This is a genomic window from Bacillus sp. BR3(2024) (genome assembly GCF_039134555.1).
GTDB lineage: Bacteria > Bacillota > Bacilli > Bacillales > Bacillaceae_G > Bacillus_A > Bacillus_A cereus.
Genome location: NZ_CP152433.1, coordinates 679,951 through 693,765 on the forward strand (window position 1 = coordinate 679,951; position 13,815 = coordinate 693,765).

A 13,815-nucleotide genomic window follows, 5' to 3' on the forward strand; every position below is an offset into this window, starting at 1 on the left:
CAGTAAGATCCCCACCTCAAAATTCAGTGGAAATAAAGAAGTTAGTTGGGAGATCAACTGCCCGTAAAAGCCCGATTGGTTCAACTAATAATCAGTGGGGAGGAACAAAACCCCCACTGATTAAAGTTTCACTTTATGTAATACAAGTGTTTATTCATGTGTACTGTATCAAATTATGTGGGGAAAGGAAATATTTCCGAGGAAATTGTCGAAGTATCGTCAGTATTTATAAACTTTCTGTTTAAAAGAAGAGATGTATTATTGCCTTTACGGCTCAATTTATTTACATTGTTATTTGGTTATACACAAAAGTAATATATTGGGCAAAAAGAGTTCTATTCGATAGGGCTCTTTGGTTTTGTATTTGATATACAAATATTAACCTCGATTGTTTGGAAATGTATCTTCTTGTTTAGCGTCAGTTGGACTTTAACTGCAGTTTTTGTTTTTCGTTTATATGAAGAGCGAGATGAGCCATTACCTTTTATATTTAAATTAATTGGCATTATTCCAACGCTTCCATTGTATTATGGATTATATAAATATGCATTTTAAAAAAGACAACGATGGATTATCCCATCATTGTCTTTTTTACTTTGCTTCTTACATAAATCATCCCAGCAAATGTTAATAAAAATGCTGTCCCGATAATGAAGCTGATGCTAGGTGATGCTCCGATTGCGCCGACTGTAAAGGAGCCAGCAACAACTCCTAATGAGAAGAAGGCATAAAATAATCCGAATGCCTTTCCGCGATTATCGTCTGTAGTATTTTCAACAAGTAAAGCGTTAATAGACGGAAAGAGGATTGCGAATCCAATTCCATAAATCATCATTACGATAAAGAGCATACCTTTTGTAGCAAATAATCCAAGTAAAGATAATGCGAATGCCATAACTGCAATTCCGATTAGCATTAGTTTCGAACGATTAAATCGATCATAAATACGATTTGTTGGAAGCAAGAAGAAGAGGATAGCAGTTATACCAAATACACTTAACATCATGCCTGTTGTAGATGCTTTAAGCGCTAATGCCTCAACTTTTACTGGTAACATATAAGTGACAATTCCTTGTGAAAACATTAATGTGAAAGCACCAATATATGCTTGTAATAACGGTTCTGATTTTAAAAGTTCAACCATATCTTCTTTGTTCATCATTTGCGTTCTTGATGTATCTTTTCTTGATACGTTATTTGGTAAGAAGAATAGAGATACGATCGTACCAAGAGCCATTAAAATAGAAATAGTAATGAAGACCCACTCTACGCCAGCTGTTGCTTTCATAATACCGCTGAAAGCAGGTCCTACGATTGCGGCTGTTCCAACAGCAGCACCAGATAGAGCCATTGCTTTTCCTTGTCTTTTTGCATTTGTTTGTTTTGATAAAAATGTAAAGGCAGCAGGAATTAAAAAGCCATCACTAAATCCATGCATAAAGCGCACAACTAATAGTTGTTCACCACTTTGAACAACGGTGTATAACAAGACTATGAAACTCGTAATTCCCATGCTTATATAAAGGATTTTTTTTGCACCAAATTTATCGACAGCGGCTCCAGCAATAATATTACCGATCATATTAGCGAATGAGTACATACCGACAACTAGCCCGATAATAAGAGGAGTTCCTCCAAGGCTTTGAGCGAAAGTACTCATAATAGGTAATTGTGAAAATGTATCTAAAAATGCCACGATAACGATAAAGTAAATAAAATATTTCAAGCGATATTCACCTCTCCTATGCTATTATGGCACAATGCTAATTTCACCTGCAATGAAATTGAATTAACAGATGTGGAAAAAAGTACAAAGTGACAAAATATTGAACGTTATTTGTAAAAAATTAGTGGGGATGTGATTGTTTTTTTGAAATATATGGATAGAAGTATTATAATAGAATTGTAAACTTCACCAGGTTAAGTATATACATAGAGAGGGATGTATAAAATGAAAGCACTACTTTGGCATAATCAACGTGATGTACGAGTAGAAGAAGTACCAGAACCAACAGTAAAACCAGGAACAGTGAAAATCAAAGTTAAATGGTGTGGTATTTGTGGGACAGACTTGCATGAATATTTAGCAGGGCCTATTTTTATTCCAACAGAAGAACATCCATTAACACATGTGAAAGCACCTGTTATTTTAGGTCATGAGTTTAGTGGTGAGGTAATAGAGATTGGTGAAGGAGTTACATCTCATAAAGTGGGAGACCGCGTTGTTGTAGAGCCAATTTATTCTTGTGGTAAATGTGAAGCTTGTAAACATGGACATTACAATGTTTGTGAACAACTTGTTTTCCACGGTCTTGGCGGAGAAGGCGGCGGTTTCTCTGAATATACAGTAGTACCAGAAGATATGGTTCATCACATTCCAGATGAAATGACGTATGAACAAGGTGCGCTTGTAGAACCAGCAGCAGTAGCAGTTCATGCAGTACGTCAAAGTAAATTAAAAGAAGGGGAAGCTGTAGCGGTATTTGGTTGCGGTCCAATTGGACTTCTTGTTATCCAAGCAGCTAAAGCAGCAGGAGCAACTCCTGTTATTGCAGTTGAACTTTCTAAAGAACGTCAAGAGTTAGCGAAATTAGCAGGTGCGGATTATGTATTAAATCCAGCAACTCAAGATGTGTTAGCTGAAATTCGTAACTTAACAAATGGTTTAGGTGTAAATGTTAGCTTTGAAGTAACAGGTGTTGAAGTTGTACTACGCCAAGCGATTGAAAGTACAAGCTTCGAAGGACAAACTGTAATTGTTAGTGTATGGGAAAAAGACGCAACAATTACTCCAAATAACTTAGTATTAAAAGAAAAAGAAGTTATTGGTATTTTAGGATACCGTCACATCTTCCCAGCTGTTATTAAATTGATTAGCTCCGGTCAAATTCAAGCAGAGAAATTAATTACGAAAAAAATTACAGTGGATCAAGTTGTTGAAGAAGGATTTGAAGCACTTGTAAAAGATAAAACACAAGTGAAAATTCTTGTTTCACCTAAATAAGATAGAATCGAATAGAGTAGCCCTTTTCTAGAAATAGAAGAGGGCTACTTTTTTTCTATACTGAAAGGTGATAGACTTTCCTGTAACTAAAGGTATTTTGTTTGGAAGGGGAAGTCTAATGCTTTCATTTATGTTGACATTGAAACGGATGCTAAAAGCTTGTTTGCGAGCATGGAAAGATAAAGAATTTCAAGTGTTATTCGTATTAACAATTTTGACATTAATATCTGGTACAATCTTTTATAGTACAGTGGAGGGGTTACGTCCTCTGGATGCTTTATATTTTAGCGTTATGACGCTGACTACTGTCGGTGATGGACAATTTAGTCCCAAAACTGACTTCGGAAAGATATTTACGATATTATACATATTTATAGGGATCGGATTAGTGTTTGGATTTATACATAAGTTGGCAGTTAATGTACAATTGCCAAGTATATTATCGAATAGAAAAAAAGAGTAAAGCATGTGTATGCTTTACTCTTTTTTTACATTAGTTTAGACAAGCCTTAATAATAGTTTATTAAAATGAAAGTGTATTCATTCATTATATTCACTGTGTATAAAGTTATAATGATATGAACATTTGCATATTTTAATTTAGTGATAGAAATTTCGTGAAAGGTGGGATATTCTAGTCATAGGTTAACCGGACGACATCATAGGATCCTAACAAAATGTTTACAATAATTCAATTATAAAATGGAGGATTTTATATGAAAAAGAAAGTACTTGCTTTAGCGGCAGCTATTACATTAGTTGCTCCATTACAAAGTGTTGCATTTGCTCATGAAAATGATGGGGGACAGAGATTTGGAGTTATTCCGCGCTGGTCTGCTGAAGATAAACATAAAGAAGGCGTGAATTCTCATTTATGGATTGTAAACCGTGCAATTGATATTATGTCTCGTAATACAACACTTGTAAAACAAGATCGAGTTGCACTATTAAATGAATGGCGTACTGAGTTAGAGAACGGTATTTATGCTGCTGACTATGAAAATCCTTATTATGATAATAGCACATTTGCTTCACATTTCTATGACCCTGACAATGGGAAAACTTATATTCCGTATGCAAAGCAAGCAAAGGAAACAGGAGCTAAATATTTTAAATTAGCTGGTGAGTCTTATAAAAATAAAGATATGAAACAAGCGTTCTTCTATTTAGGATTATCTCTTCATTATTTAGGGGATGTAAACCAACCGATGCATGCGGCAAACTTTACGAACCTTTCTTATCCACAAGGATTCCATTCTAAATATGAAAACTTTGTAGATACGATAAAAGATAATTATAAAGTAACGGATGGAAATGGATATTGGAACTGGAAAGGTACGAATCCGGAAGATTGGATTCATGGAGCGGCAGTAGTTGCGAAACAAGATTACGCTGGCATTGTAAATGATAATACGAAAGATTGGTTCGTGAGAGCTGCTGTATCACAAGAATATGCAGATAAATGGCGCGCTGAAGTTACACCAATGACAGGTAAGCGTTTAATGGATGCACAACGTGTTACTGCTGGATATATTCAGCTTTGGTTTGATACGTACGGAAATCGTTAAGTATTTAAAAAAGGTCAAATCTCAGAATAGAGTATTTGGCCTTTTTATCACTATACAATACATGGAGGTATGAAACGTGAAAGGTAAATTGCTAAAAGGTGTACTTAGCTTAGGTGTTGGTTTAGGAGCTTTATATAGCGGAACGTCAGCTCAAGCAGAAGTATCTATAAATCAAAATGATACATTAAAAGTGATGACGCATAATGTATATATGCTATCAACAAACTTATATCCGAACTGGGGACAAACTGAGCGTGCTGATTTAATCGGGGCGGCAGATTATATAAAGAATCAAGATGTAGTTATATTAAATGAAGTGTTTGATAATAGCGCTTCAGATCGTTTATTAGGGAATTTGAAGAAAGAATATCCAAATCAAACAGCAGTATTAGGTCGTAGTAGTGGAAGTGAATGGGATAAAACGTTGGGAAACTATTCATCTTCAACTCCTGAAGATGGTGGCGTTGCGATTGTGAGCAAATGGCCAATCGCTGAAAAGATTCAATATGTATTTGCAAAAGGATGCGGGCCAGATAATTTATCTAATAAAGGATTTGTATACACGAAAATTAAGAAAAATGATCGCTTCGTTCACGTGATTGGTACGCATTTGCAAGCGGAAGATAGTATGTGCGGAAAAACTTCACCTGCATCTGTACGTACAGACCAATTAAAAGAAATTCAAGACTTTATTAAAAATAAAAATATACCAAATAATGAATATGTGTTAATTGGTGGTGATATGAACGTAAATAAAATTAATGCAGAGAACAAGAATGATTCAGAGTATGCATCTATGTTTAAAACATTGAACGCTTCTGTACCATCTTATACTGGACATACAGCGACTTGGGACGCAACGACAAACAGTATTGCAAAATATAATTTCCCTGATAGTCCTGCTGAGTATTTAGATTATATTATTGCAAGTAAAGACCATGCGAACCCATCATATATAGAGAATAAGGTGTTACAGCCGAAATCTCCACAATGGACTGTTACATCATGGTTCCAAAAATATACGTATAATGATTACTCTGATCATTATCCAGTAGAGGCGACTATTTCTATGAAGTAGTTTCAAAAAGTTTCTTCGTAAAGAAGAAACTTTTTTTATTTGCAAACAGGAAAATCACACTTTCTTTCCAATATGTATAAGACATATTGAGAAGAGGAGAGAAAAATGTGGATCGAGGAATTTTTAAAGAAGTTCCATTACCGTGTGCATTTTTGGATGAAATGGCTTTAGATAGAAATATTCAATCGATTATAGAGTTAAGTGGAAATAAGAAGATTCGTATAGCGAGTAAATCGTTACGCTCTGTTCCAATTATGCAAAAGATTTTAGCTGCAAATGATCGATTTCAAGGTGTTATGTGCTTTTCACCTAGAGAGATTTTATTTTTAATAGAACAAGGATTTAATGATTTATTGCTTGGATATCCTGCTTACGATGAAAGAGCTCTGTATGAAATTAGTTTGCTAACAAAGAAAGGTTTCATTATAACTTGTATGGTGGATTGTGAAGAGCATATTGTGTATTTAGAAAACATTGCTGAGAAATCTAAAGGATGTTTTCGTGTTTGTTTGGATATTGATATGAGTAGTCGTTTCTTTCAATTTCATTTTGGTGTACAAAGATCCCCAGTAAAAAATGTGCAGGATGCGTTGAAAGTAGTAGAAAAGGTGAGAAGGTCATCATATTTAATGTTAGATGGTGTAATGGGTTATGAAGCTCAAATTGCTGGGGTGGGAGATCATATACCGAATCAATGGTTGAAAAGTAAAGTAATTTCGTATTTAAAGCAGAAATCAGTGCTAGAAGTGAAAAAAAGAAGAGAACATATTGTAAAAGCAATACAAAACATTGGTATTGAGCTAAGGTTTGTAAATGGAGGCGGAACAGGAAGTATAAAAACAACTGAGAAAGATAATTCAGTTTCAGAGATTACAGTAGGTTCTGCTTTTTATTCTCCGAAGCTGTTTGATTATTATAAAGAGGTGAAATTTTATCCAGCGGTCGGATTTGCATTACCAGTTGTGCGTAAACCAGTCCAGTTTATTTACACTTGCCTAGGTGGTGGATATATTGCTTCAGGAGCAGTTGGAAAAGATAAAGAGCCTGAAGTTTGGAGACCGAAGGGTGCAAAACTATTAGCTTTAGAAGGTGCTGGCGAGGTACAAACGCCAATTTTTTATAGCGGCGAGGAACGAGTGGATATAGGAGAGTCCATTTTGTTTCGTCATAGTAAGGCTGGTGAATTATGTGAGCGCTTTCCTTTTTTGTATCGTGTTAAAAAAGGAGAGATTGTTGGGGAGTATTCAACATATCGGGGGGATGGCCAATGCTTTCTATAAAGGGGAAAAAGTGGAGAAATTGGACAGGGAATGTAGAAGGAACGCCGCATTATACGATGTATCCAGAAAGTATACAAGATGTAGTAGAAGTTGTGGGGCTTGCGCGAAAAAAGGGAAAGAAAATTCGTGTTGTCGGTTCAGGACACTCGTTTACCCCCCTTGTGCAAACGGAAGAAGTTTTAGTTTCTTTAGATGAATTGAAGGGTATTGTGAATATTGATGCAGAGAAGATGGTTGCTGAAGTATGGGCAGGAACAAAGTTATATGATTTAGGGAAGTTACTTGAGGAAAAAGGCTATGCGCAAGAAAATTTAGGGGATATTGATTCACAATCTATTGCAGGAGCGATTAGTACGGGGACTCATGGAACGGGTATTACCTTTGGGAGTTTATCAACACAAGTTATAGAGATTACGGCAGTTTTATCTAATGGTGAGAGTATAGTTTGTTCGGAAACTGAGAACGTAGAATATTGGAGAGCGTTTCAGTTGTCACTTGGAATGTTAGGTATCATTGTAAAGATAAAATTAAAGGTTATTCCAGCGTATTCACTCGTTTATGAAAGTGAAAAACAGTCATTATCCACTGTAATGAACAAACTAGAAGAATATAAGAAGCATCGTCATTTTGAATTTTTCGTTTTTCCTTATTCTGATGAAGTACAAGTAAAACTTACGAACGAAACAACGAATACAGGCAGTGATTTGAAATGGCATAAATTAAAGGTGGAGTTACTTGAAAATAGGATGTTCTCTTTACTATCTAAAGGGTGTAAATGGTTTCCTTCTATAAGTAAAGGAGTGAGTCGATTATCAGCTAAAGCTGTACCAAACACAAAAATAATTGGCCCGAGCTATGAAGTATTTGCTACATCACGTACGGTACCATTTTATGAAATGGAGTATAGCATTCCTTCAAAGTATATGAGGACGGTTGTAGAAGAAATCTCAAATCTTATTGAAAAGAAAAAGTATAAGGTGCACTTCCCGATCGAATGCCGCTATGTGAAAGGTGATGATATATGGCTTAGTCCAGCCTATGGAAGAGATTCAGCGTATATCGCTGTTCATATGTATAAAGGTATGAAATATGCTGCTTACTTTGGCGAAGTGGAAAAAATTTTTCTGAAGTATGAAGGGCGTCCGCATTGGGGGAAAATGCATACATTATCGTATGAGCAATTACAAGATATATATCCAGAGTTTCATTCGTTTTTACAGGCGAGGAAGTCTCTAGATGAACTTGGAATGTTTTTTAATCCTTATGCAGAAAAGTTATTTATCCCGCTATTTGCCGGGCAGTAAGACCCCCACTGATTAAATTTTCACATTATGTATATAAAAAAGCTGACAAATAATTATTTGTCAGCTTTTTTTAGTGTAATTGCATTTCTTGTATGACTAATATGTTCATAAAATAGTAGTTTATCACGGCTAAATACATGCAGTAAAACATGAATAATGAATAGGCCGTTAATGATAAATAGGAATAACAATGTAACGAGTAATACTAAAGGTTCTGTATGATTTAACATAGAGCTACTAGAAAGAATATAATTGATTCCGCCTAACGCAAAATAAAATATACCGTAGCGAATAAATAGTTCTTTTAATGTAATACGATCTGATTTTCCTTTCAGATGAATGCGAAGCAATGCTTTCCCAATTGTTTTTCCATTTGTAAAGTATGGAATAAGAATAAAATAAATAAGGATTGAACACGTAATGAAAATGAGTTCATACATATTCGTGTAAGATTGCATATTAGAAACGAAGAAAGAATTTCCTTTGTTTTTAACGACAGGTACGACGATAGATAAGAAAATCCAATCAATTTGCATCGCGATAAGGCGACGAATGAATCCGACTGGTTTCGTTTCCAAATCAATATGACTATCTAACTCGTTTGTCTTCGGAAGGAAGTACGTAAATATTGGTGCAATGATAAAACCAATTACGCCACCTAATGTATTTAAAAACAAATCATCGATATCAAATAATCGGTATGCACAATTGTATATACCGTATAATCCAGTCACTTGTGTTAGCTCGAAAAATAGTGAAAGGAAAAAGGAAATGCAAATTGTTTGTAAGAAACTACGTCGGAAATAATAACGTAAGTAAATACCGAATGGAACAGTTAATAGAACATTAAATGCAACTTGTAAAAACGCAGACTCTTTTAATAAGTAGAAATAAGTAGCTGGTTTCGTTAAAACTGCCGATGTATGACTACTAATCTCTTGTATGAAATAAAATGGTGAGAGTTGCATGTGTTGTGTATTAGCTGGTTGTAGGCTACAAGTATCAAACGTTTGTGGTAACGGCAAAATAACAAGAAAATAGGCATTTAATAAGTAAAGTAATAATGAGTATAAAATAAATGAGCGCCATTTATTTAAATAACCGTATTTTCGATAATTAAATATTAAAAAAGGGATTAAAAGAAACATTGCTAAAAAGGGGAATAAAATAAATGCTGTTTTTACTGGAAATAAATATGCAGTCAAAGTAAAACTCCTTTCAATGAAAATTCGTTTATCATTATAGCGCTAAAAATATTTAAATACAAAGTTAAAATCTTTCGAAATAGAAATAATTACTAATTTTATAGGAATTAAGTTATAATAAATTTAATATGAGGATATTATGATTATGTAAGTTGAGAGAGGGTACAAGAGATGCGATATGAACTTTTTTCTGTAAGTGGGGATCATATTACGACTTTTGAAAGTGCATGGCGTTTTCAGGAGGGAGAACAGATTTTTGTTCATGATGATCAAACAAAAAGAAACTTTATTATTATTCGTCTGACGCATGATGTATTTCAACAAAATAAACATGTTATTCGTTTGTATTGTCAAGAGAAGAAAGTGTATGCATAAGAGAAGCCCTTTTACAGTATGAAAAGTAAGAGGGTCCTTATCTTGTTATTTGTGAACAGCCCGATTGATGAGGGCTGATTAAAGTTTCACTTTATCATTTTGCCCCTCGTAAGGAATAAAAAGAGAAGGGTTAATGCACATAGGTAGCATTTGATTTGGAAGAAAGTATATAGCCTTGTATTTTGTGCTTCAAAGTTACATGGCCTTCTCTTTGAGAAAGCCATGTATGGTAATCTTGTTGTGTTTTCCATAACAGACGAATCATATATTCTGCCTTATCATTTGTACGATGAACATGTGAAAACTCTATGTTAATACAACCGTTCGTTCCAGGGGAAGGATAATATTGTTTAAGCCCATAAAGTAGCTCATTTTCATATTCGTACTTAATGTGAATGAGTTTAGTAACTATAAACATATAAACACCTCTTTTACGATAATAGTAGGAAAGATAGAATTACTGTAATAGTAAACTTAAATAATATTATACTATTCAGAAAATTCTAAGTAAATAATAGATTTTAACTTAATAGAGGTATAAAAAAGCGAGTCATTCTATTACACTAGATGACTCGCTTTCAATTTGTAAGTTTTACTTTATAAGAAAATAAGAGTAAGTACACCTACGATAATACAATAGAAAGAGAAATATTTTAAATTTCCTTTTGCCATAATGTTCATAAACCATTTTAGTGAAATATACGTCATGATAAATGTTGCGATGAATGCAACGACATATGGTACGAATAATGTGTCTAGATTTGGATCATTTGCAATGTCTGTAATGCTTAACAATAAGCCACCTAAGCTAACAGGAATGTATAGTAAGAATGAGAAGCGAAGTGCTGTTTCTTGCTTCATACCAAGTAACATTGCTGCTACGATTGTGGCACCAGATCGGCTTATTCCGGGAATCAGTGCGCAAGCTTGTGCTAATCCGACGATGATTGCATCTTTCATAGAAAGGTCGCCATCATTTTTACGACCGCGTAAATTTCTAATAATCCAAAGGCCGACAGCAGTAATAAGAAGGGAAATCCCAACCATCTTCACACCTTTTAAGTACTGATCGATGTAATCTTTAAATAAAACACCAATAACACCTGCTGGAATGGTTGCAATAACAAGATAAATAATAAAGAAGAAATCTGATTTTGCGTCTTCTGCTCTTGTAAATATATAAGAGAGACCATTCTTCGTTAGACGAATTAAATCATTTCTATAAATAAGTAATACAGCTAATAATGAAGCTGAATTAACAAGTAGTTCGAAGCTAAACCCTTCTATTTTTAGTCCTAGCAAATGTTGTGCTAAAACGAGATGACCACTTGAAGAAATCGGAATTGGTTCTGTTAGTCCTTGGAACAGACCGAGAATTAAATATTTTAAAACGTAGTAAAATTGTTCCATAATAACCTCCTTGTTTATTAGTTGAAAGAAACAACTTTTCCATTATAACAAAGATATGGATGAATATTGAAAAGAAATAAATATTCGAAATAAAATAAAAATCCCTTATAGCAGTATAAGGGATTTTTATTTTTAATTAAGAAGTTACTGTTTCTTGAAGACTTTTAGACAATTGAACATCGACTTTTTCAGCATCATGAATATGATTCATAATAGTAGTATTTAATTTTTGGAACATTTGTTGCGTGTTAGCGAATTCTCGTAATATGTCATCATTACAAGACTTTTGGTTTTCGATAGCCTTAATAACATTTGTAGCACCATTTTGTAACGTTTGAATCATAACTAAAATATTTTCAATTCTAGCATTTGTATCGGCGCTCATTTCTACACCTTCATCAACTAAATGTAAATTATCTTTTGTGTTATCATATGCTTTTTCAATTTCTTCCTGAATTTTTTTCGTTAAGTTGCCGATGTTTTTTGTACTTTCTGCTGTACTTTCCGCTAGTTTTCTTACTTCATTGGCAACGACAGCGAATCCCTTACCATGCTCTCCAGCACGCGCGGCTTCAATACTCGCATTTAAAGCAAGTAAATTTGTTTGTGCTGCAATGTTTTGAATGACTTCTACAATTTGCTCGATTTCCTTTGAGCGTTCGCTTAGATGATTCATACTATTAGACGTGCGTTGAGATTGTTCACCTAATTTATTAATTACAATAAGTAAGCGGTGAACGGATTCTTTTCCTTCATTAGAGCAGTCAATAATTTCTGCAATAGACTGAATTAAGCTTTGTTCCTTTTGTAACATTTCATTATTTAACTCATTGGAATGTGTCGTACGTGTTGAAACATTTTCGAAACATGAACTTAATTGTTGAACTAAGCTTTGAAGTGTATTGTGTTGGTTATTTACAAGTTGATGCTCTTGGACAACGCTTTGTACACGATCGTGGATAGTAGAAATAGTCTCTTGCTTTTCAATATCTTTTTGTTTTAATTCTGCTTCTAATTCTTGTATACGCTCTTCTAATTGAGCAATTGTATGTTGGAGTGATTTTTTTTGAGTAAACATGTATTTATTTCAACCGCCTTCGAAAGTTATATTTTCTCTATATTTGGATTTTAGCATCTTTTGTATTTTTTAAATATAGGAATTGTTAAATATTTAAGAATCTATTACATTTTATTCATAATTCTCTTTTTTTCGTCACGAAAAATAAACTGTATTTAATCGTTTTGTAAACAAACTGTAAAATAAATCATGTATAACTGTATAAGAAGGGAGTCGGATTATGAACTATTTTAAGCGAATCAGCTGTCTAGTATTAGCAGGAATTATCGGTCTTTCTAGTACAGTCGCTGTTAAAGCAGAGTCAAACGACGAGAAACTTAACAACATGCAACAGCAATTGCAACAAAACGATGCAGAAATGCAAAAGAAAGAGCAAGAAAAGCAAGCTGTTAGTAAAGAAATTAAAGGTATCGAAAACGAACTACATAATTTAAATAATACAATTGCAAAAAATAAAGAGGATCAAGCTGCTATTCAACGTAAAATTGATGAAACACATAAGCAGATTGAGCAAAAAAAGCAAGAAATTGTCGTTTTGGAGGATAAAGTCCTTGCTCGTAAAGATATTATGAGAAAACGTATGGTTTCTGTTCAAAACAGTTCAAATACAAGTTTAGTAGTAGAAGTTGTAGTAGAGTCAAAAAACTTTGCAGACTTCTTACAACGTATGAACGCAGTTTCTACTATTCTAGAAGCTGATAAAGAAATTTTACGTCTACAAGAACAAGATCTTCGTCAAATTGAAGAAGATAAGAAAACAATTGACGAAAAAGAAGCATCTTTAGTAGTAGACAAACAAAAATTAGCAAAAGCGCAAGCTGAACTGCAAGATAACTTGAAAAAACGTCAAGATAACTTACAAACAGTTCAAGCTAAATATAATGAAGTTGCAAGTCAACTTAATTTAGCAGCGGAAGAGAAAGCTAAAATTGAATCAAATATGAAGACAGTACAAGAAACGATTGCTCGTGAGCAAGAAGCAGCAAGAATCGCAGCGGAAGAGCGTGCAAAAGCAGAAGCGGCTGCAAAAGCAGAGCAAGAAGCTTTAGCGAAAGCACAAGCAGAAATTGCTGAAAAGCAAAAGCAGGAAAAAGCTAGTAAACCAGCTGAACCTGTAGCAAAAAATACAGAAACAGAGTCTAAGCCTGATACGAAACCAACTCAAGGTGGAAAAGAATTTTACGTAACAGCAACCGCTTATACAGCTGACCCATCTGAAAACGGCTATAAACCGGGTGAAACTGTAAAATCTAAGTTAGGACATAATTTAACTGCAAATCCAAACATGAAATTAATTGCTGTAGATCCATCTGTTATCCCATTAGGTTCTACTGTATATGTAGAAGGATATGGAACAGCAATTGCTGGAGATACTGGTAGTGCAATAAAAGGGCATATCATTGATCTATTAATGCCAAATTCAGCTCAAGCTAATGACTGGGGTAGAAGAACAGTTAAAGTTAAAATTTTAAACTAACAAGTAATCCAACTTTACAATACGTAGAGTTGGATT

The 13,815-nt window shown here is 34.1% G+C and carries 13 protein-coding genes and 1 pseudogene; 9 read left to right on the top strand and 5 right to left on the bottom strand.

Annotated features, from left to right (window positions below; translation table 11 throughout):
* Positions 1-342: 342 nt before the first annotated feature.
* A pseudogene (locus V7S45_RS03445) lies at positions 343-555 on the top strand (hypothetical protein); the annotation flags it as partial.
* A gap of 16 nt (positions 556-571) precedes the next feature.
* On the opposite strand, the gene V7S45_RS03450 reads toward V7S45_RS03445, so the two are convergent.
* On the bottom strand, positions 572-1,726 hold the full coding sequence (locus V7S45_RS03450) for an MFS transporter (RefSeq protein WP_000873271.1): 1,155 nt from the start codon (positions 1,724-1,726) through the stop codon (positions 572-574).
* A 225-nt stretch (positions 1,727-1,951) separates the two neighbouring features.
* Here V7S45_RS03450 and bdhA point away from each other — a divergent pair, with 225 nt between their 5' ends.
* From bdhA to V7S45_RS03480, 6 genes are all read left to right on the top strand, one after another.
* Complete coding sequence (gene bdhA / locus V7S45_RS03455) at positions 1,952-3,004, top strand: (R,R)-butanediol dehydrogenase (protein WP_000645827.1); 1,053 nt, start codon at positions 1,952-1,954, stop codon at positions 3,002-3,004.
* A 118-nt stretch (positions 3,005-3,122) separates the two neighbouring features.
* A complete protein-coding gene (locus V7S45_RS03460) occupies positions 3,123-3,467 on the top strand; it encodes a potassium channel family protein (RefSeq protein WP_000948241.1) in 345 nt (114 codons plus the stop codon).
* Positions 3,468-3,720: 253 nt separating this feature from the next.
* On the top strand, positions 3,721-4,572 hold the full coding sequence (cerA, locus tag V7S45_RS03465; protein WP_000730997.1) for a phospholipase CerA: 852 nt from the start codon (positions 3,721-3,723) through the stop codon (positions 4,570-4,572).
* 76 nt (positions 4,573-4,648) lie between these two features.
* A complete protein-coding gene (gene sph, locus V7S45_RS03470) occupies positions 4,649-5,650 on the top strand; it encodes a sphingomyelinase C (protein WP_342761653.1) in 1,002 nt (333 codons plus the stop codon).
* A gap of 107 nt (positions 5,651-5,757) precedes the next feature.
* Positions 5,758-6,930, top strand: a complete 1,173-nt coding sequence (locus tag V7S45_RS03475; RefSeq protein ID WP_025687254.1) for an amino acid deaminase/aldolase — start codon at positions 5,758-5,760, stop codon at positions 6,928-6,930.
* On the top strand, positions 6,918-8,234 hold the full coding sequence (locus tag V7S45_RS03480) for a D-arabinono-1,4-lactone oxidase (RefSeq protein ID WP_000948912.1): 1,317 nt from the start codon (positions 6,918-6,920) through the stop codon (positions 8,232-8,234). Before V7S45_RS03475 ends, V7S45_RS03480 begins: the two co-directional genes overlap by 13 nt.
* A 53-nt stretch (positions 8,235-8,287) precedes the next feature.
* Here V7S45_RS03480 and V7S45_RS03485 read toward each other — a convergent pair whose 3' ends face one another.
* Entirely contained in the window at positions 8,288-9,439 is a 1,152-nt protein-coding gene (locus V7S45_RS03485) for a VanZ family protein (RefSeq protein ID WP_000128025.1), read from the bottom strand.
* Positions 9,440-9,610: 171 nt separating this feature from the next.
* Between V7S45_RS03485 and V7S45_RS03490 the strand changes: the two genes are divergently transcribed.
* Positions 9,611-9,814 (top strand): hypothetical protein, encoded by a 204-nt coding sequence (locus V7S45_RS03490; RefSeq protein WP_001268332.1) that lies wholly within the window; start codon positions 9,611-9,613, stop codon positions 9,812-9,814.
* 130 nt (positions 9,815-9,944) lie between these two features.
* Here the strand turns inward: V7S45_RS03490 and V7S45_RS03495 are convergent, their stop codons facing one another.
* The 3 genes from V7S45_RS03495 to V7S45_RS03505 all read right to left on the bottom strand — a co-directional run bounded on the left by V7S45_RS03495 (position 9,945) and on the right by V7S45_RS03505 (position 12,302).
* Positions 9,945-10,232 (bottom strand): hypothetical protein, encoded by a 288-nt coding sequence (locus V7S45_RS03495; RefSeq protein ID WP_000471238.1) that lies wholly within the window; start codon positions 10,230-10,232, stop codon positions 9,945-9,947.
* 179 nt (positions 10,233-10,411) lie between these two features.
* Positions 10,412-11,224 (bottom strand): undecaprenyl-diphosphate phosphatase, encoded by an 813-nt coding sequence (locus V7S45_RS03500; protein WP_000434794.1) that lies wholly within the window; start codon positions 11,222-11,224, stop codon positions 10,412-10,414.
* Positions 11,225-11,360: 136 nt separating this feature from the next.
* On the bottom strand, positions 11,361-12,302 hold the full coding sequence (locus V7S45_RS03505) for a methyl-accepting chemotaxis protein (RefSeq protein ID WP_000495035.1): 942 nt from the start codon (positions 12,300-12,302) through the stop codon (positions 11,361-11,363).
* A 220-nt stretch (positions 12,303-12,522) separates the two neighbouring features.
* Between V7S45_RS03505 and V7S45_RS03510 the strand changes: the two genes are divergently transcribed.
* On the top strand, positions 12,523-13,779 hold the full coding sequence (locus V7S45_RS03510; protein WP_001105783.1) for a 3D domain-containing protein: 1,257 nt from the start codon (positions 12,523-12,525) through the stop codon (positions 13,777-13,779).
* The last annotated feature ends 36 nt before the right edge of the window (positions 13,780-13,815 follow it).